This is a genomic window from Arsukibacterium indicum (genome assembly GCF_019100565.1).
Taxonomy (GTDB): Bacteria; Pseudomonadota; Gammaproteobacteria; order Enterobacterales; family Alteromonadaceae; genus Alishewanella; species Alishewanella indicum.
This window is the reverse complement of sequence record NZ_JAHRID010000008.1, coordinates 66,920-86,773: the sequence shown is the minus strand read 5'-3', so window position 1 is coordinate 86,773 and position 19,854 is coordinate 66,920. Positions and strand designations below refer to the sequence as shown.

Below are 19,854 nucleotides of genomic sequence, written 5' to 3'. Positions count from 1 at the left end.
GCTATTTTTTAACCAGCTGACAGTAAATTAACTATGCCCAGACGCACTAAAGCCGAAGCAGAAAGTACCCGTGCTGCCATATTGGATGCAGCCGAGTTGTTGTTTTTTGAGCAGGGTGTTTCCCGCACTACTCTGGAGAAAATTGCGGTAGCAGCCAATGTTACCCGTGGCGCAATTTACTGGCATTTTCAGAATAAAGCCGATTTATTTAATGCCATGATGGAGCGGGTGCGGCTGCCGTTTCAAACCATGTTAACCGAAATAGATAATAACCTTAACGCTGATCCGTTCAGCCAGTTACAGCAGTTATTTGCCAATGGCTTGCAACTGATCGCCAGCAGCGAGCAGAAGCGCCGGGTCCTGACTATTGTTTTTCATCGTTGCGAATACATTGATGAGTTAAACCCCGCTGTAACCAAGCAGGATGAATTAGATACCCAGACAGTCGCTGTTATGCAGCGCGCCTTTGAACGCGCCGAAGCCGCCGGCTTGTTACGTGCCGGCATCACGCCCAGGCTGGCAGCGAATGCCATGCATATGTACGTTGGCGGTATCATCAGTCATTTTTTATTAAAGCCGCAGCAGTGTGATCTGATGCAGCATGCCCCGGCCCTGATTGATACCATGTTACAGGGTTTAAAAAAGCCATAAAAAAAGCCAGCTGGCCGCAATTGCTAGGCGGTTCAGCTGGCAAAGGTACTAACTGTTATAAGCACGCTGTTATAAGTGCGCTGTTATAATCGCACTGTTAACGGCGCGAACTGCTAAGGCATAACTCAGCTAACCGCCGCCGCTTTTTTAGCAAAAACTTTCATCACCACCAGATAAAACACCGGTACCAGAAACACTGCCAGCACAGTGGCCGAGATCATGCCACCGAGCACACCGGTACCAATCGCATTGCGGCTGGCTGAACCCGCACCAGAACTGATGACCAGCGGCAGCACGCCAAGTGAAAAGGCCATCGACGTCATGATAATTGGCCGCAATCGCAGCCGCACGGCCTCCAGAATGGCTGCGGTAAGTTCTTTGCCCTGGTTTTGCAACTCGCGGGCAAACTCGACAATCAATATCGCGTTTTTCGATGCCAGCCCCATAGTGGTTAACAGGCCCACCTGAAAATAGACATCGTTACCCATGCCACGCAGGTAGGCTGCGCTCAGTGCGCCAATAATCCCCAGTGGCACCACTAAAATAACGGCAAAAGGCACGCTCCAGCTTTCGTACAACGCCGCCAGACATAAAAACACCACCAGAACAGACAGCGCATACAGCGCCGGGGCCTGCGAGCCAGACAGCTTTTCCTGATAAGAGGTTGCCGTCCATTCAAAGCCAATGCCGTCAGGTAACTGACTGATAAGCTGCTCCATGGTTGCCATGGCGTCACCCGAACTGGTGCCTGGCGCAGGCTCGCCCTGAATTTCCATGGCCGATACCCCGTTATAACGTTCCAGCCGCTGCGGCCCGTAAACCCACTCACTGCTGGCAAAAGACGCGAAGCTAACCATCTCACCGTCGCGATTACGCACATGCCAGCGCTGAATATCTTCCGGTGTCATCCGAAACTCAGGCTCGGCCTGCACAAACACTTTTTTCACCCGGCCGCGATCAGCAAAGTCGTTAACATAGGTAGAGCCCCAGCCAATCGACAAGGTTTGGTTAATATCGCTTAGTGATACGCCCAACGCCTGCGCCTTTAACTGATCAACATTAATTTGCAGTTGCGGCGCATCTTCCATGCCATTGGGCCTTACGCCTATCAGGTTCGGCTGCTGCGCAGCCATGCCCAGCAACTGATTACGGGCGTTAAGCAGCGCATCATGGCCCAGGCCGCCGCGGTCCTGTAAAAATAACGAGAAACCGGTTGCCCGGCCAAGCTCTGCGATGGGTGGCAGGTTAAAGGCAAAAATCTGTGCTTCTTTTACCGTACCAAAAAAGCCCCAGGCCCGGCCTATTACTGCCTGAACACTATCGGCAGGGCCACGCTGGTCCCAATCGGCTAAGCGCACAAACGCCAGGCCCATATTCTGGCCACGCCCGGCAAAGCTGAAACCCGATACAGTAAATACCGACTCAACCGCATCCTCACTGGCATAGTGGGCGGCAACCTTGTCCATTACCGCCTCGGTACGCTCCTGACTGGCCCCGGTTGGCAACTGGATCATGCTTAAAAACACGCCCTGATCTTCCTCTGGCAAAAACGAGGTCGGCAGGCGCATAAACATCAGTGCCATTACCGCTACAATAACGCCATACACCAGCATTGAACGTTTTGGCCGGGCCAGCATGCCGGCCACACCGCGCTGGTAACTTTGGTTACTGCGCTCAAAACCGCGGTTAAACCAGCCAAAAAAGCCGCGTTTCGCCTGGTGATCGCCGTGAACAGGCTTGAGCATGGTGGCACACAGCGCCGGGGTAAAAATAACCGCAACCAGCACCGACAGCGCCATTGCGGTAACAATAGTAATCGAGAATTGCTGATAAATGGCGCCGGTGGCACCACCAAAAAACGCCATGGGTACAAACACCGCCGATAGTACCAGACCAATACCCACCAGCGCGCCGGTGATCTGGCCCATTGATTTGCGGGTGGCTTCAACCGGGCCCAGGCCCTCTTCGCTCATCACCCGCTCAACGTTTTCCACCACCACAATGGCGTCATCCACCAGCAAACCGATAGCCAGCACCATGCCAAACATGGTCAGGGTATTAATGGTAAAACCAAAGGCCGCCATAACGCCAAAGGTGCCCAACAGCACCACCGGTACGGCAAGAGTGGGAATAAGCGTTGCCCGGAAGTTCTGTAAAAACAGATACATCACCAGAAACACCAGAATAATCGCTTCAATCAGGGTTTGCACCACTGAGCTTATTGATACTTCAACAAAAGGCGTGGTGTCGTAAGGAATAACCGCCGTTAAACCGCGGGGGAAATACGGCTCTAATTCTGCCAGCTTAGCCTTGACCGCCGCAGCGGTATCCAGCGCATTGGCACCGGTGGCCAGCTCTATTGCTAAACCGGTTGCCATCTTACCGTTGTAGCGGGCAATAATAGAGTAATCTTCACCGCCCAGCTCAACCCGCGCCACATCGCTAAGTTTAACCATGGCACCGTCACTGTTTACTTTCAGCAAAATCTGGCCAAATTCTTCGGCCGACGTCAGCCGGGTCTGGGCCAGAATAGCCGCATTATACTGCTGGCCGGGTAACGCTGGTGCGCCGCCTAACTGTCCTGCCGTAACCTGATTATTCTGTACTCGTAACGCCGCGGTCACGTCTGCCGGGGTTAACTGAAACTGGTTCAGTTTATCGGCATCCAGCCATACCCGCATCGCATACTGGCTGCCAAATACCTGGACATTACCAACCCCGGAGGTGCGGCTTAACGGGTCTTTAATATTGGCTACCACAAAATCGGCAATATCATCCCGCTCAAGACTGCCATCTTCTGAGATAAAACCGACAACCATCAGAAAGCCACCGCTGGATTTCGCTACCCGCACGCCATTTTGCTGCACTTCCTGTGGTAACAGCGGCAGGGCCTGCTGCAGTTTGTTTTGCACCTGCACCTGAGCAATATCGGCATCGGTGCCGGTTTCAAAGGTCAGGGTCAGGCTGATGTTACCTGATGAGTCTGAGTTGCCCGACATATACATCAGGTTATCCAGGCCATTCATAGCCTGCTCAATGACCTGAGTAACCGCATATTCTGCGGTCTGGGCTGACGCACCACGGTATGATGCACTAATACTGATTGCCGGTGGCGCTATTCGCGGATATTGCTCAATGGGTAGCTGTTTAATAGCCAGCAAACCGGCCAGCATAATCACAATGGCAATAACCCAGGCAAAAATAGGCCTGCTGATAAAGAAATTTGCCATGGCTTACTCCCCGTCTGGCGCGCTGACTACGGTTACCGTGGCACCCGGCCGCACTTTTTGTAAGCCGGCAACAATCACTCTGTCACCCGCTTGCAGGCCATCGGTTACCAGCCAGTTTGGGCCATAGCTTTTGCCAAGGCTGACTGCTCTGAGCTCAACCTGATTGGCACTGTTTACCAGTAGCACCGTTGCCTCGCCTTTTGGCGTGCGGCTTACCGCTTTTTGCGGCACTAATATCGCCTGGTTGTTGCTGCCATGGTGCAGCCTGGCACGGACAAACATACCGGGTAGCAAATCGCCTTGTTCGTTCCCAAACACCGCACGCAAGGTCACCATCCCGGTACCAGGGTCAACATTTACTTCAGAAAACTGTAACCTGCCGGTTGCGCTATAGCGGCTGCCATCATCCAGCAGTAACTCTACCGGCATGTTGGCGGTTTCACTGCTTGTCGGATCGGCCCGCAGTTGCTGCTTAAGCTTTAACAGCTCATTGCCTGACTGGGTTAAGTCAACATAAATGGGATCAAGCTGGCGGATAGTCGCCAGCCCCTCGGCCTGATTCGCAGTAAGTAAAGCGCCGACTGTTACCATCGAGCGGCCAATCCGGCCGGCGATCGGCGCAGTTATACCGGTATAATCTAAATTTATCCGGGCGGTTAACAACGCGGCTTCAGCGCTGGCCACAGCTGCATCGGCCTGCATCAGGGCAGCTTCTGCGTCATCGGCATCCTGCTGGCTGATGACCTTATTACCCAGTAAACCCTTTATCCGCTGTGCTTTTAACCGGGCATTGTGCTGCATTGCTTTGGCACTGCTAAGCGCGGCCTGGGCACTGCTCAGTGCTGCCTGATATGGCGCAGGGTCAATTTTATACAGCAGCTGGCCTTCGGCCACCTGTTCGCCTTCAGTAAACAGCCGTTGCTGTAAAATGCCGCTAACCTGCGGCCGGATTTCAGCCTGGAGAAAATCGGTCGTGCGCCCGGGCAATTCTGTTGTCAGCTGTACCGTTGTCTCAGCCAGGGTGACGACCGCCACTTCAGGCGCCGGGCTATTAACGCTGGCTGTCGCCGGGGGCTCGCTGCAGCCTGCCAGCAGCAAAATACCGGCCAGCATCATCAGTGGTTTACTCCACGGCTTAATGTCTTGCATAGTGTGTCCTGTATTGGCGATATCTGTTGATAGTTAAAAGTAACGTTGCGCCGGATACGGGTATAAAAATACCCGGCTACTGCGGCCAGATTAGCCCGGCAATATACATACACGTCTGTATGTTAGCAAGCAAAAAAAACCGGCTTGCGCTCAATAGCCGGCTTTTAACGGTGAATAAAACGAAAAAACAGCGGCATAAAGCCGCTATCAGATAACCAGCTGGCGCTGCTCTGGCAACCCCATACTCAGGACAAATGGCAATGGCGCCTGCTGGGCAGCGCTGAAATCCTGCTTTGACTCCAGGCCCTGCCAGTTAATCGCAATCAGGCTTTGTGCCACAGCACCACCCAAACCACTGCCCGGCCCAAGCAAAATAATGTGCTCCGGAGCAAACTCTTTAACCGCAACCTGAATGGCGCGGCTGAAATAAAAGGTATCGCAAACCTGCTGGCCCAGAGTGTAGGCTTTTAGTGCAGCAGGCTGCGCCAGTTGCGCCGGCCACTGCTTGCCCCGGCCGTCAATCATTGGAAATTGTGGCGTGGTAAATAAGCTGTCAGCGAAGCGGGCCTGGGCCTGATCTGCCGCTGGTTGCATTAACGGGCTGTGAAAAGCCGCGTGGCCCGGCAACAGCAACGGAAACCGTTCGTCACAAGGCGGCAATGCCTGCATTGCCTGCTGCACCGCTCTTTGGGTGCCGGCCAGCACCGCATAACCGCCATAGGCTATCGACATAAACAACGCGCCCTGATGCAGATACAATTGCTCTGCCAGCCGGGCCTGATGATCAATATCAATTTGCCAGTCGCTGTTTACCAGCGGGTAAATAAACTGGGCGCCGGCAGCACCAGCCGTTAGCTGGGCCATACTGGTTACCAGCTGCATACTTTGCCGGCCCTGCCAGACGCCGGCGCAACCAAGCGCGGTATACCAGCCCATAGAATTACCGGTAATGGCAACAACATCGTATTTATCGCGGTTAATCTGGCTGAAATCGGCCAGACCGGCACTGAAAATCAGCGCAGCGGCGTTTTCAGCTTTCAGATGCAGGCTTCTACTGAAACTGGCCGCGCTATCCAGCTCGGTAACCGTTGCCAGGCCCAACTCGCGGCGCAGCTGATCAAATTCGGCCAGCTGCTGGCGAAACGGCGCGTCAGCGGCCAGCTGCTGCGAGATGTAACCCAGTTCCGGCCGGTTATAGCTGCCACGGCCCGGGCATACCACTAATGCGGTTTTTTTCTGGCTCATGCTGCATTTTCTCCGCTTAGCAGTTGCTGCACCTTCTCGATAATCTGCTGCTTCGACGGCAATACCGCATAGGCAGCCGCGCCCAGCGGAATAAAGCTGTCGTGGGCAGTTATCCGGCTAAGCTGATAAAAGCCCGGCCGTGCTTCATGTAAGCCAGTAAATAACTCTTCACTAAGCGAGCCACGTTTGCGGCATTCATCAACAATCAGCACCTGGCTGCAATCGGCCAGTGCCGCTGCAATGGCCTCGATATGCAGTGGCACCAGCGTGCGTAAATCCAGCAGCTGCAGGGTATAACCGGCCTGCGCCAGCTCGGCTGCTGCCTGCCGGCTTAAATAATAACCATTGCCATAGCTGATAATTGTCAGTTGCGGCCGTGTTGCCGGGGCATGCTCAGGGCCCTGAATAAACACCGCCGGCTCACCCAGTGCCGGCAGTGGCGTATCGGGTAGCGGGTATTCACAAAGCCAGCCGCCATCGCCGGGGGCCAGTAAATCGCGGGTCATATACAGGGCAATCGGCTCTAAAAATATCACCAGCCGCTTTTGTTCATGCGCCAGCTGCACGGCCTGGCGCAGTAATAAGGCCGCATCAGCACCATTAGACGGGCACAGCACCACAATACCCGGTATATCACGGAAGATGGCAAACGAATTATCGTTATGAAAATGGCCACCGAAGCCGCGCTGATAAGCCAGGCCGGCAATCCGTACCACCATGCCATTATGAAACTGGCCATTAGAGAAAAACGACAAGGTAGCTGCTTCACCACGGATCTGATCTTCGGCATTGTGTACGTAAGCCAGAAACTGAATTTCAGCAACCGGCAAAAAGCCCTGTTGCGCCAGCCCGATTGCCATACCCAGAATGCTTTGCTCATCCAGCAGGGTGTTAATGACCCGGTTGCCACCAAACGCCTGAATTAAATGCTGCGATACACCGTAAACACCGCCTTTTTTAGCAACATCTTCGCCAAAAAGCACGGTATTACTGTACTGAACAAATAAGTCATGCAAGGTCCAGTTCAGCAGTTTGGCTAAATGCTGTGGTTTACCCAGGTTATGCTTATCAAAATCAAATAATGCGCTGCGAATCGCACTGCCCGGTAGTGGTGGCGCCGGCAATGCCGGTCGCTGTGGCGCTATGGCTGCCATTACCTGAGCGGCAGTTTCTAATTTAGGCCGGCTGCTGGCCACCGCCGCCACCCGGCTGATCTGGCGGGCTAAATCGACCACGGCTGTTGATAACTGTGCCCGGCTTAAAATGCCGCGGGCCAGCATGGTGGCGGTACTGGCCAGGATCGGATCCAGCTCCAGCTCGGCGTTTATCAGGTTTTTACTGCGATAAGCGGTTTCAGTATCGGCACCGGCATGGCCAAATAACCTGACGGTAGATAAATGCAACAGTGCCGGCCGGCGTTTACTGCGCACATAATGGGCGGCTTTACGCGCAACGGCCAGGGTTTGTGCCAAATCGCGACCATCGGCGGCAAAATAGCGCAGCTCAGGCCGATCGGCCAGGCTTTGCTCTATCCAGCCCTGCGGTGTTGGTGTGGAAATACCCAGGCCGTTGTCTTCACAGACAAATAGCATTGGTAGCGGCACCTGCTGATACGCCGCCCAGCAGGCTGCATTAATCGCCCCCTGAGCAGTGGAATGGTTGGCCGAGGCATCACCAAAACTGCACATTACAATAGCATCTGCCGGCCAGGTACCCTGTTGCCCCAGGCGCTTGCTTAAATCTATTGCAAAGGCGGTACCCACAGCTTTGGGCAGCTGTGAAGCAATGGTACTGGTTTGCGGCGGCACATTCAGGGCCAGGCTGCCCAGCACCTTGTGCCGGCCACCGGAAATAGGGTCATCACTGGAGGCGCAAAACGACAACAACATATCGTACAGCGGCGTGCTGCCCGGCAATTGCTTGCTGCGTTCAATAAAAAAGGCGCCACTACGGTAATGTAAAAACGCCGGATCGGTTAAGCGCAGTGCAGCGGCTACTGCGGCATTGCCTTCGTGGCCGGCGCTGCCAATGGTATAAAAACTCTGGCCTTTGGCCTGCAACAGCCGAGACTGCAAATCCAGCAGCCGGCTGCTAAGCTGGCTGTGCCACAGCTGGTAAAGCTCGCTGTCGCTCAGGCCTTGTTGCAAACTGCTGGCAGGTGCCAGGCTGCTATTGTCTATCTGCTGCAGAAACTGCTGCAGCCAGGGATGAAAAGGTTCTGTCATGGCTAACTGAATGCCTGCAAACCGGTCTGGGCCCGGCCCAGGATCAACGCATGTACATCATGGGTGCCTTCATAGGTGTTAACCGCCTCTAAGTTCATAACATGGCGGATAACATGGTACTCATCGGCAATGCCATTACCGCCGTGCATATCGCGGGCCTGGCGGGCAATATCCAGCGCTTTACCGCAGGAATTGCGCTTAATCAGCGAGATAGTCTCCGGTGCCAGCTGGCCGGCATCCATTAACCGCCCCGCCTGCAAACAGCCCAGTAAGCCAATACTGATTTCGGTTTGCATATCCGCCAGTTTTTTCTGAATAAGCTGGGTCTGAGCCAACGGCCGGCCAAACTGGGTGCGATCCAGAGTATATTGCCGTGCTGCATGCCAGCAGAATTCGGCCGCACCCAGGGCGCCCCAGGCAATACCGTAGCGGGCTTTATTCAGACAGCCAAAGGGGCCTTTTAAACCGCGGATTTCGGGGAAGATGGCATCTTCCGGCACTTCCACATTGTCCATCACAATTTCGCCGGTAATGGATGCCCTGAGCGAGAACTTACCGTCAATTTTCGGCGCACTTAAGCCTTTCATGCCTTTTTCCAGCACAAAGCCGCGGATTTCACCATCCAGTTTGGCCCACACCACAAACACATCGGCAATCGGCGAATTGGTGATCCACATTTTACTGCCATTTAACAAATAGCCGTTGGCGGTTTTCTTCGCTACGGTGCGCATACCGGCCGGGTCTGAGCCGGCATCAGGTTCGGTCAGCCCAAAACAACCTACCCACTCGCCGCTGGCCAGTTTCGGCAGGTATTTCTGGCGCTGCGCTTCAGTGCCATATTCATGAATAGGGTGCATCACCAGCGATGACTGCACACTCATCGCACTGCGATAGCCGCTGTCTACCCGCTCTACTTCCCGTGCTACCAGGCCATAACAAACATAATTTACTGCCGAACAGCCGTATTTTTCCGGCAGGGTAGCACCCAGCAGGCCCAGTTCACCCAGTTCGGTCATTATTTCGCGGTGAAAATGTTCATTGCGGTTAGCCAGCAATACCCGTGGCTGCAATTTTTGCTGACAATACTGATGAGCGGTATCGCGGATCATCCGCTCTTCTTCGTTTAACATTGCGGATAATTGAAACGGGTCTTGCCAATCGAATACCGGGCGGGCCATATCGCTACCTCATGCTGGGTCAAAAATTAACATTATCGTATGTCTGTTGCTCACTCTACTGCGGCCTGATATAAAGTTAAAATATATTAATTCTGTATCTGGTATAGTTTTTGACTATGGATATTCGTCAGCTTAACTACTTTGTCGCCGTGTATGAGCAAGGCAGCATCAGTGCTGCGGCGCGGCAGTGCTGTGTGGCGCAGCCCTCGCTGTCGGCGGCGTTACGCCAGCTAGAGCTGGAGCTTGGCGTTAAGCTGTTTATTCGCCTGGCCAAAGGGGTAACGGCCACCGAAGATGGTGATAAACTGTACGAGCATGCCGGTAAATTGCTAAGTCAGCTGCAATCGTTAAAAGCGTCGTTTCATACCCCGGTAAACCGGGTGCAGTTCCGGCTTGGTTTAATTAAGGCACTGGGGGTAGAACGGATGAGTGCGCTGCTGCGCGAGTTCAGCCAGCAGGTAGCAGGCCTTGAACTGCATTTAGTGGAACCGGACGAACCCTGCGATGCGCGGATTATTACCCCGCAACAACAGAAAACCGGCGAAGTGCTGCAACCGCTGTGGCATGACCGCTACTTACTGGCCCTGCCGCCCGCCTGGCCGCTTAGTTTGCAGCCGCATATCAGCCTGGACGACTTTACCGACTTACCGTTAATTAAACGGCTGCCATGCGATGCCTGGGCTGCGTTTTATCCGCAGTTACTGCGTCGCGACATCCGGCCCGATATCCGCGCCGATATTCAAACCATCGAATACGCGCTTGGCCTGGTATCGGCCGGTGTCGGCTGCGCCCTGGTACCCGATCTGGACAGCCTGCGCCAGCGCAGCGATGTTACCCTGCGGCCAATTCAGGGCTTGCAGCTGGAACGAACCCTGGTACTGGCCCATGGCCGTAATCAGGACAGCCATGCCCTACAAATACTCCGTCAGCTGTGCCAGCAAACTGCGGCCAGAGGTTGAGATGATCTAAACTGAATATGCTCCGTACATCTGGCAATAATCGTTTGGGAGGTTATTCACTATGCATCTGACAATTGTGTTACGCCAGGCGCTGATGCTGCTGACCTTACTGGCACTCACTTATCTGGCCGCTGCTATCGGCGCGCTGGGCTCCATTAACGCAGCCAGCTTTTATACTGAACTGCAATTACCGGCTTTCGCGCCACCAGCCTGGCTATTTGGCCCGGTCTGGACCGCACTTTATACCCTGATGGCCGTAGCCGCCTGGCTGGTCTGGCGCACTGGCCAGCAAACCAGACTGGCGCTGGGGCTGTATTTCGTCCAGTTGGCGGTGAATGCATTATGGAGCTGGTTGTTTTTTGCCTGGTATCAGGGTGCGCTGGCCTTTGTTAATATTATGCTGTTGCTGCCGCTGATTATTATCACGTCGCTGCTATTCTGGCGTCATAAAAAGCGGGCGGGCTTACTGATGATCCCCTATATTTTGTGGGTCAGCTTTGCCGCTGTACTTAACTTTAGTATCTGGCAGCTTAATCCCGGCGTGTTGTAGTGCCGGCCGGAGCTTGTTGCGGCCGGACATTGATTTGCGGCAAAAAAATTGCAAAAAATCGGGTTAATTAGCCGCTAAACAGCGGCTAAAAAGCGTGCATCAGGGTATAATGCGCCCGTCGCAGACAATACAGGAGTTTCCATGCCTATCAGCACCCAACATAAAGTGTATCTTCCGGCCAGCGCGAAATCTAACCAGTACATCCTGGCAGAAATTAAAGCCACCGAGGCACTTTACCAGCATTTTAGCAGCGAGCAGGCGTGCTATCAGCAACTTAGTCAGCAGCTGTTTGGTCTGGCCGACAGTCTGAACCTGCATAACGTGCATTTAATTGCCACTGATAAACTGCCGGTGGTGCGGTTTCACACCGAAGCCCATGTATTTCAGACTACTGAACAAATTCTGTTTTTCTATAATCCGGCTTACCACGAGGCGCAAAACCTGTTCAGCCAGCCAGGCTATCAGGCCCGGAAAATCCGGTTGTTATTCCTGGCAACCGGTACTGACATCCGGGCCAATGCGGCAGACTTCCATCAGCGGGTTTTACAGTTGCTGCAGCAATTGCAAGCCACCCTGCCAGAGCAGAACCTGAAAGTTAAAATCCGCGACCACCAGCATTTGTCTTACGACTTACTGGCGAAAAATAAAGGCGACAGGGAAAGTTACGGCTATAAGCTGCGGGCGATTGCCGGCCGTTATGCTACCCGCAAGCTCAAATTACCAGAGCATAGCGCCTTAACCTATGTGCACCTTACTCTGCCACTTAGCCGGGCACTGAAGCAGCAGTATGTCGCCAATGACAGTCTGGATTACAGCCCGCTGTATCAACAGCTTGAGCAGCAGCTGAAAAGCGCCATTCAGGCTAAAGACTTAAACCGGGTAGCCATTATTGGCAACGGCTTAACGCCGCTGGTACGCAACAGTAAGTTTGATAAACCGGAAACCACCGGCGAGCTGCAGCTACTGGGCTTTGACCCGGCCAATAACAGCGCGCAGTTTATCAGTGACTGGCAGGGCGATAACCTGGTGGAAGCCATCCATATTATTATCGTTGCCGGTAATGATGATATGACCGAAACCGGCTATGGTCGCTTTATGAATCAGGTTGAGACTGCCCTGCGCAGCTTTGCCGACAAACTGGCCGTTAACCCGGAGAAACAGGATTTAACCGTCCGCTTTCATCAACACATTAGTTACAACGGCTGATATCTGCTACCCGTCTGTACCCGTTTATACTCGTCTAGGTGCCGGCAATTGCCGGCCTTTTTTATCCTTGCTAAAAGCCCATCTGGCATTGACAAGCTGTCAATAAGAAAACAAAATGCTACCAATAATTAATTAAACGTTAATATCTACAGTAACGGATGCGGCAATGATCACGGAAACGGAAATCCCGGCGGAGTTAACACCCCTGTTATTCGACGGCCAGCTGTTTTATGGCAAATGGGGCGAGATCTTTTTTGTCAGTAAAAACCGGCTCTGTTATACCGATATGGCCAGCACTTTTGCTATCAGCGCCATTAACGATAACGTTTACGGCCGCTATTTTCTGCAGGATATCGAGCCTGTCTGGCAGCGCGACAGCATTCTGCGCGAATTGTACCGCTACGCCAAACCCTGGGTCAGTGACTTATCCGGCATCGACAACCAACAATTAATTACCGAGCTGTTGCAGCTATTTCAGCAGGACGAGCTGCGGGTATGGCAGCTGACCGACGGCTGGGCCTCCCCACCCGAGCCCATCGGCGGCAATACCTACACCCCGGCGGGTAGCACCGCCATGCCCGGCAATAGTGCAGCTGCCGCAAACTCCGCTAGCCCTTCTGGCTCTGGCAGCAAAGCCAGCAAACCCAAAGGCGGCGCTACCACTACAACTCAGCCGGTAGCCGCCAAAACCGCGGGGCATGAGGCAAACAGCACACCAACCGCCAAAGCGGCACCGTCTAAAAAGGTAATACCAGAAAGCCTTGAACATGCTCAGCAAATTCTGGCAGAGCGGCGTAAACAAATTGAACAAAGTGGTTATCAGCCCAAGTATTCAGATGCCGAGTTGTTGGCTATGGCAGAAGCCGGTGAAGTTGCCAACGAGAGTTTCCATGTCAGATTTATGGCGGCCAGCAATTTAAAATACAATTCTTTAGGCGCTGCAATGGAGGGCAATACAGGCAAAGGAGCAAAATATTGGTCTACAACCTTTGACCAAATGGAAGCGGCAGATTCAGACCCTGAACTCATCTGCAAAATGATTGGTATTGAGTATGATCCAAACACAGAGTACGCATTAGCAATTATCGATACTGAAAAAGCTTACCAAATAGCTGATACCAAATGTGTCGTGGCATCGTTTGAAGGATTAAATCAGTTTTGTAAAGAAGAGCTTAGTAGCAAGTTCACTGATGAAGAAATTGATTTATTGTTGTCTGATGAAAACCAGCAATACTACGCAAAGAAGTATGAAGAAGCTTGTAACTCTCCGTTTATGGAATCTCCAGCTGATATTGATGGTGCTTATGATTACTTTACTGAGCAGAATATGCCTGAGGATGAGTTGGCACTACTTAAAAAAAGAACGGACATGCACAAAACGTTGGGTAACAACCAGCACTATCTTGGAAATGGCCTCACCAAAAATTTACTGGGCGGTAAACAACAGTATGGCGTTGTTGAGACAGTTAACTTTGAACGGAGGATGATCTCCATAGACAAATATGGCGATGCTATTGTTGTTAATCCTAAACTGACGCCGATTAAAGGATAATCATGAACCAGCTGTTTTTACAAAGTACTAAGACTATAACTGATCCTACAGACCCTCCTGCCGGAATCAAACTAATTGCTAAGGTTGAAGATCATCTGAACTATCCAGGACGTTATTATTCTTTCTTCAAACAAGATACGTATTTATCTATTTGCCGTCACAGAATTATAAAACCCAAAGACGGCCCAGAATTTCAAATTACGTCTCAATTTGACGCTCCGTTAGAAGTACTACCATGGTTTATCGAGAAGCTGAATTTTTTTAGGAAAATGCCACATGAAGGCGGCTTACCCCATGGCAAAATTATGACAAACGAGGAGCCAGTAGCAAAAGAACAGTTGGCGATTTGTAGATTAGTCGATGCTGGTAATCAACGTGGTGACGGCGGCTACCAGATCAATAACCTCTCCCGGGAAGATCGCAAAGTGCCAAGTACTTTTCAGCAAATTTCGTTCTCAGATAGCTTGCTATTTGAAGGTGGTTTGTTAGACACCTGGCATACCCTTGCAGACAAATATCAGCAGAATGCGCTTTAAAACTCATTACATATCAGGCAGGCAGAAATACCGACTTCACCGGCTTCAAGGATCACATCCTTGTGCCCCTTCAGCCTGCACAGCATCCATGCTGCTGTTTCGTCAGTACATCAGCCTACCTTATTGGTAAACCACCTACAGCGCACTCTGAACAAGTTATGGACTATAACTCCTTGAAGCAGGCGGCAGATAAAGTAATCGCCGCTATTGATTGCAACGCGCCTCAGCACGTTTCGCCCGATGTATTGATATCGACTAGGAACCAGATGGTATTTATTCGTGATAATGCCGCAGCTGGCAAGAATCCATCTACCGAGCTATCGTCGGGAACGAAATTTACCTATGCCGTTCTGGCGTCACGAGAACTTGCCAGCCCGGAGCAAATGGTACTGCAAAACCTGATAGATGAAGTCACCCGGAACCTGCTTAAGCCGTAGACGCTGAGAATGCTGGAGTCCCGTAACACAATTAAAGCCATCCGGCTTACCGGGAAATAATGCAAACTATGAATGAGATTACTCTTCTAAACACGGTTGCCGCAAGAACTTCATATCGCCATCTAGCGGACGAGCAGCTGGATGACGCTGCTAATAAACTTGTTCAGTATTTTACTGGCGATAAACTGCTGATTATTTACCGTATTAGCAAGGGTAAACTGTACGATACGGAAAATCAGCTTGAACTGCCCCTTACTGCATTGCCCTGGCTGAAGGACACAATTATTAACGGATTCTGGCGTCAACCATCGGCAGGCGGCTTACCCAAAGATCAGCATAGTGTTGCGGCCACTTTTAGCGGTGAAGAGATTTTACTGGGCCGCAGTATGAACGCGGGTGACTACGCCAAACCTGGCTTTAAAATTGTAAATAAAAGCCGCAAATCGCATATTATGGCGTCCCGTCCACAAGAATTTCAGATAACTGATGAGCGGGTGGAAAGCGTGCTATTACCCTTGCTGAGTCAGTTGGGTATCACTTAATAACCGGTCCTGTATTCAGCTCCTAAAGCATACTCTTAACAAGTTATGAAATATGATGCCCTGAAGCTAGCGACTAATAAAAAAAATCGCCACGATTGATAACAACACGCCGCAGCACGTTTCGCCCGAGGTACAGCTTAGTATGATCCTGGTTACATCAATGAAAATATCAAAGACCAATTTATTAGACCTGCTACTTGACTATATTGACGGTAAAAGTGAAGCCGTGAAAAGAATTTCAGAGGCCTATAAAACTAAAAACACCATTTGGTCAAATGACGAATGGATTTACGTTAAAGACGTTGAAGCCTGTTTGAAATCAATGAAAAAGATTCATCAGCAAGGTGAGTTTGATCAATTTGTGAATGTTAAACAGCTTTTACTTGATAAAAAATGTCAGACAGACGTAATTGAAGATGTATGGATAAAAAATCGATTACTGGAATGTCGGGCAAGCTTGCAGTCCCTTTATCCGGAATAGGTTTTAGTTTACCTCCTAATCTCATAACCAATATGTATCAATGACTAAAATTAAAGAACCACTTAAAACCGTATTAAGAAAATACTGCCATGTTGAGTGCTATAACCCGCAATTGATTCGGGAAGCTGTCGTCTCTGGTCATGGGTTCCCGTACGATATTATGCTGGTAAAAGCGCAGTTGCGTGAGGCTATTGATAATCAGCTGATTACACCTGAAGAATATGAAGAACTCACCGATGAGGACTTCGACTCACAGCAAGACTTGCAGCTATGGCCATCAGCGCCATTAACGATAACGTTTACGGCCGCTATTTTCTGCAGGATATCGAGCCTGCCTGGCAGCGCGACAGCATTCTGCGCGACTTATACCGCTACGCCAAACCCTGGGCTACTGATTTGTCCGGTATCGACAGCCAGCAGTTAATTACCGAACTGTTACAGCAGGTTATCGATATGCAGGTTCAGCGGTACATTGCCCGGCAGCAGGGTTAGCGGATTGGTGTAGCGGGCAAAAAACACTTTATTTTCACTTATTTGCTTCAGCACTTTGCGCACCGAACCCAGGCCATAATAACGGCCGTTGTCGGTTACCAGAAAATACAGGCTGGCGTCGTCGGCATCATCACTGATCAGACTGCTGACATCGTCTATCGACATACTTTTTTCGACCACCAGCGGGGCTTTTTCCATGCAGTAGCTTACCGGTTTACGCTGATACAGCGCCCGGCCAAAGGTATGGGAGAATTTTTCATTCAGCACACTGCGGCTGACCACACCAACCGGCCGCTGCTGGTCGTCCACCACGGCAATGCAAGCCAGGCTTTTATCGGCGGTAAATAACTCGGCTACGTCGGCTGCCGGGGTTGTCAGCAGCACCGGCGCAATAGCAATAATTACCGGGTCCAGCGCCTGGTTCAGTTTTACCGGGCTTTGGGCCAGCAGCGGTGCCAGCGCAGTGGGGCTGTCCTGAAAATCGGCTTGCGGCCGTCCCAGCAAATAACCCTGGCCATATTCGGCGCCCAGCTCCCGGCACATTTGCAGCTCTTCGCTGGTTTCAATACCCTCAGCAATAATGCTGGAGCCGGTATCTTTGGCTATTTCAATAATGTTTTTTACAAAGGCTTTTTTAATCGGGTCCTGGTGCAGCTGGTCGATAAAATAGCGGTCTATTTTCACAATATCCGGCCGTAATTCTGACCAGAGCCTGAGGCCGGAAAAGCCACTGCCTAAATCATCAATGGCAATTTTAAAGCCAAACTCGCGATAATGCTTTACCGCATTAATAAACAGGTCGGTGTCTTCTACCTGAAACTGTTCTGACAGCTCAATAACAATTTGCTCCGGCGCCAGGCCGGCCGCTTCAATCATTTTTTTAGTCAGGCCGGACGGGTGATCAGAGGTTAACAGCAGTAGCGGGTTTACATTTAAAAACAGCAGACCAGCAGCGCCGGCTTTGGCAAAAGCATTAATGCTAAGCTCGCGACACAGCAGCTCCAGCGGCTCCAGCAGGTTATAACTAATGGCGGTTTTAAATAAGTTGCCCGGCGAGTGCAGGGCACTGTTCGACGGCCCGCGGATCAAGGCTTCAAAGCCCAGATTCTGACCATCACTCAGCCGCACTATGGGCTGAAACAATGGGGTCAGGCGTTTGTTGGCCAGAATATGGCGCAGCTCGTCACGATGATAGTCACTTAAACCCAAGCTGATTACTCTTTCAGTTAGCTTACCGCTTTAGCCAACCCTGTCCGTGGCAGTTGCTACATCCCTGCAGCTGGGTAGAATAAGACGCGAATATTGCAACCGTATGACAACCTGACCTTCTGCCCGCCACAATGCAAAACGCCAACCCGGAGGTTGGCGTTATTTAGCTAAGCAGGTTGCTTATAAGCTGTTTTTCGCTTTGTTGCGACGCAGCCGGCGGCCACCTACTAACGCCAGCAAGCCAGCACCAAAGGCAGCCAGCGTAGCAGGCTCTGGCACAGCAGTAGGTGCAGGCACTGGTAACGCCGAAACGTTTATCGCATCAATTAAGTTACCTTGGGTGCCGCTGTTTAATGAAGTAAAACGCAGCGTTGAGGTTTCAGCGGTTGCAGTAAAAATGCTGCTGAAAAAGCTCCAGCCCGCTTTGGTGTGGTCGGTCATGGCCTGAGTTAAACCGGCGAAGCTAACTTCAAAAGCTTCACTGTTATTATTGCGGGCACGGTAATAAAAGCTTAACTGGTAATCACGACCCACTTCGGTAGCAAAAGTCTGGAAAATAGACCAGGCACCAACGTTGCTACCATGGGCATTTAATTCAATGAAGTTTTTGCCACTGGCGGCAATAACACCATTTAACGCATTCCAAATTTCAATATTACTACCCTGCCAGCCTGCTACAGCACTGCTGGCAAAAGATTTCCAGTTATTGCTAGCAACAAAGTTTTCTTCAAAATCGCCGTTAACGATTAAGGTAGCCTGGCTACTGAAGCTGGCAGCCAGCAAAGTGGCGGCACCTAATAAAGTACGAACAGAAACTAATGACATCTTGATCCCTCAAACATTCTGCTAATTAGCGGTTACTAAACGAGCACATCATACCAGTAGCCAGAACATTTAGGAACATATGTTAAGTGTTTTTTTTAACCAGAATTGTAAATAATAACAAGGGAATGCTAAGCAGCTGTTTTTGAACAATAATCGCCGGCTTTGCATAACAACAAAGCCGGCTTAATGGCCTAAACGCCAGGTAGCAAACTTAGTTATTTTCTTCAGCTTCTTCCTGAATGGCCTCACCGGCGCTCTCAATATCTTTACCGGCACCTTCAATGGTGGCACAAGACGCCACAGCAGTACTGAATAAGGCAACCATAACTAAACTTAACCAACGGGGTGTTTTATTTTCCATGGTGTTCTCCTTGCTTTGCAAAAGCTAAAAAATTTGGCTGCAGTAATAAACACGCTGCAGTTACTTTAAAACACCCAGAAAAAGCAAAAACCGAACCAACTGTAAGCATTTGTTTTATATTAATTTTTAAAAGATCGCTGGCAGGTTTTTTAAAATAATTACAATAACACAGGTATTTCTTGCAGGTTTGCAGCCCACTGCAAGCAGCCACGCGCTGTGGTTAAAGCCATTGTATGTTGGCCGCCGCTTGCCTACTATAAAGCGCAAACTTGCCCTGCCTGCCCTGAGGTTTTTACCATGCGTTATTATGCTGTTGTTACTGCTGCGGTTCTTAGTGCTGCCATCGCCAGCCTAGCGTTAACGACGGCCCCCGCAAAAGCCAACCCGCACAGCATGGTACAGCCAGCAACCATTGGCAGCATCAGCGGTGAAGCGCTGCTGGCCCAGTACCCGGGTTTCGCCGCAGAATACGCCAGTTATCAGCCGTCAGCCGGGGCACTGGCCCAAATGCAACAGCTTACCGGCCTGCAGCTACTGGTGCTATTCGGCAGCTGGTGTCACGACAGCGAACGCGAAGTACCCCGCCTGCTAAAATTAGTGCAGCAGTCTGGCGTTGCCCTTAACACTCTGCAGTTAGAAACGGTAAACCAGCAAAAACAACACCCGCAGCAACTGCACAGCCAGTACAACCTGCGTTATACCCCAACAATTATCGTGCTGGATAACGGCCGCGAGTTAGGGAGAATAATAGAAAAACCAGCAAAATCGCTGGCGGATGATTTGGCGGAGATAGCGGCGAAGCGGTAGTAGCTTTTTCCCAACCACATTGATTCAGGAGGCTACTGTGCCAGTAAAGCCAATTAAACCAGAACCAGATAATCAGAGTTGGTTGACGAGTAAAAAAGCGAAGGCTGCGCTGAAGGTGTCTAGCTGCGAGCTTATGCATCTTCGGGAAGCTGGCAAACTACCCTATAAAAAACAAGGTAATACTTATTTTTACCTGATACCCAAACAACCTGAAAGCTA

Annotated in this window: 19 protein-coding genes; 11 read left to right on the top strand and 8 right to left on the bottom strand. The window is 51.2% G+C overall.

Features of this window, described 5'->3' with window-relative positions; genetic code table 11:
- The first annotated feature begins 33 nt into the window (after positions 1 to 33).
- The gene (locus tag KQY15_RS15605) at positions 34 to 651 is read left to right on the top strand and encodes a TetR family transcriptional regulator (RefSeq protein WP_217670809.1); all 618 of its coding nucleotides are present in this window, start codon (positions 34 to 36) and stop codon (positions 649 to 651) included.
- Between the two features lie 125 nt (positions 652 to 776).
- Here KQY15_RS15605 and KQY15_RS15600 read toward each other — a convergent pair whose 3' ends face one another.
- From KQY15_RS15600 to KQY15_RS15580, 5 genes are all read right to left on the bottom strand, one after another.
- Positions 777 to 3,881, bottom strand: coding sequence for an efflux RND transporter permease subunit (locus KQY15_RS15600; RefSeq protein ID WP_217670807.1), 3,105 nt, complete (start codon positions 3,879 to 3,881; stop codon positions 777 to 779).
- A gap of 3 nt (positions 3,882 to 3,884) precedes the next feature.
- A complete protein-coding gene (locus KQY15_RS15595; protein WP_217670805.1) occupies positions 3,885 to 5,030 on the bottom strand; it encodes an efflux RND transporter periplasmic adaptor subunit in 1,146 nt (381 codons plus the stop codon).
- Between the two features lie 207 nt (positions 5,031 to 5,237).
- Complete coding sequence (locus tag KQY15_RS15590; RefSeq protein WP_217670803.1) at positions 5,238 to 6,275, bottom strand: malonyl CoA-ACP transacylase; 1,038 nt, start codon at positions 6,273 to 6,275, stop codon at positions 5,238 to 5,240.
- Positions 6,272 to 8,500: a dehydrogenase E1 component subunit alpha/beta gene (locus tag KQY15_RS15585; protein ID WP_217670801.1), complete on the bottom strand. Its 2,229-nt coding sequence runs from the start codon at positions 8,498 to 8,500 to the stop codon at positions 6,272 to 6,274. Before KQY15_RS15585 ends, KQY15_RS15590 begins: the two co-directional genes overlap by 4 nt.
- Before the next feature lie 2 nt (positions 8,501 to 8,502).
- The gene (locus tag KQY15_RS15580) at positions 8,503 to 9,678 is read right to left on the bottom strand and encodes an acyl-CoA dehydrogenase (RefSeq protein ID WP_217670799.1); all 1,176 of its coding nucleotides are present in this window, start codon (positions 9,676 to 9,678) and stop codon (positions 8,503 to 8,505) included.
- Positions 9,679 to 9,794: 116 nt separating this feature from the next.
- Here KQY15_RS15580 and KQY15_RS15575 point away from each other — a divergent pair, with 116 nt between their 5' ends.
- The 9 genes from KQY15_RS15575 (at position 9,795) to KQY15_RS15535 (ending at position 16,433) form a co-directional block, all read left to right on the top strand.
- Entirely contained in the window at positions 9,795 to 10,637 is an 843-nt protein-coding gene (locus tag KQY15_RS15575; protein WP_217670960.1) for a LysR family transcriptional regulator, read from the top strand.
- 61 nt (positions 10,638 to 10,698) lie between these two features.
- Entirely contained in the window at positions 10,699 to 11,187 is a 489-nt protein-coding gene (locus KQY15_RS15570; RefSeq protein WP_217670797.1) for a TspO/MBR family protein, read from the top strand.
- A gap of 141 nt (positions 11,188 to 11,328) precedes the next feature.
- Entirely contained in the window at positions 11,329 to 12,393 is a 1,065-nt protein-coding gene (locus KQY15_RS15565) for a DUF3083 family protein (RefSeq protein ID WP_217670795.1), read from the top strand.
- Between the two features lie 166 nt (positions 12,394 to 12,559).
- On the top strand, positions 12,560 to 13,945 hold the full coding sequence (locus tag KQY15_RS15560; protein WP_217670793.1) for a hypothetical protein: 1,386 nt from the start codon (positions 12,560 to 12,562) through the stop codon (positions 13,943 to 13,945).
- 2 nt (positions 13,946 to 13,947) lie between these two features.
- Positions 13,948 to 14,481 (top strand): hypothetical protein, encoded by a 534-nt coding sequence (locus KQY15_RS15555; RefSeq protein ID WP_217670792.1) that lies wholly within the window; start codon positions 13,948 to 13,950, stop codon positions 14,479 to 14,481.
- Positions 14,482 to 14,747: 266 nt separating this feature from the next.
- A complete protein-coding gene (locus KQY15_RS15550; RefSeq protein WP_217670790.1) occupies positions 14,748 to 14,918 on the top strand; it encodes a hypothetical protein in 171 nt (56 codons plus the stop codon).
- Positions 14,919 to 14,977: 59 nt separating this feature from the next.
- Positions 14,978 to 15,460 carry a hypothetical protein gene (locus tag KQY15_RS15545; protein WP_217670788.1) on the top strand — a complete coding sequence of 161 codons (483 nt, stop codon included), beginning with the start codon at positions 14,978 to 14,980 and terminating at the stop codon, positions 15,458 to 15,460.
- A 160-nt stretch (positions 15,461 to 15,620) separates the two neighbouring features.
- Entirely contained in the window at positions 15,621 to 15,941 is a 321-nt protein-coding gene (locus tag KQY15_RS15540; RefSeq protein WP_217670786.1) for a hypothetical protein, read from the top strand.
- A 270-nt stretch (positions 15,942 to 16,211) separates the two neighbouring features.
- A complete protein-coding gene (locus tag KQY15_RS15535) occupies positions 16,212 to 16,433 on the top strand; it encodes a hypothetical protein (RefSeq protein ID WP_217670784.1) in 222 nt (73 codons plus the stop codon).
- On the opposite strand, the gene KQY15_RS15530 is transcribed toward KQY15_RS15535, so the two are convergent.
- The 3 genes from KQY15_RS15530 to KQY15_RS15520 form a co-directional block, all read right to left on the bottom strand.
- A complete protein-coding gene (locus KQY15_RS15530) occupies positions 16,377 to 17,642 on the bottom strand; it encodes an EAL domain-containing protein (protein ID WP_254795764.1) in 1,266 nt (421 codons plus the stop codon). The genes KQY15_RS15535 and KQY15_RS15530 overlap by 57 nt on opposite strands.
- Before the next feature lie 180 nt (positions 17,643 to 17,822).
- On the bottom strand, positions 17,823 to 18,467 hold the full coding sequence (locus KQY15_RS15525; RefSeq protein WP_217670959.1) for a DUF642 domain-containing protein: 645 nt from the start codon (positions 18,465 to 18,467) through the stop codon (positions 17,823 to 17,825).
- 211 nt (positions 18,468 to 18,678) lie between these two features.
- Positions 18,679 to 18,828: an entericidin A/B family lipoprotein gene (locus KQY15_RS15520; protein ID WP_254795763.1), complete on the bottom strand. Its 150-nt coding sequence runs from the start codon at positions 18,826 to 18,828 to the stop codon at positions 18,679 to 18,681.
- 297 nt (positions 18,829 to 19,125) lie between these two features.
- Here KQY15_RS15520 and KQY15_RS15515 point away from each other — a divergent pair, with 297 nt between their 5' ends.
- Complete coding sequence (locus tag KQY15_RS15515) at positions 19,126 to 19,635, top strand: TlpA family protein disulfide reductase (protein WP_217670782.1); 510 nt, start codon at positions 19,126 to 19,128, stop codon at positions 19,633 to 19,635.
- Positions 19,636 to 19,854 lie beyond the last annotated feature (219 nt).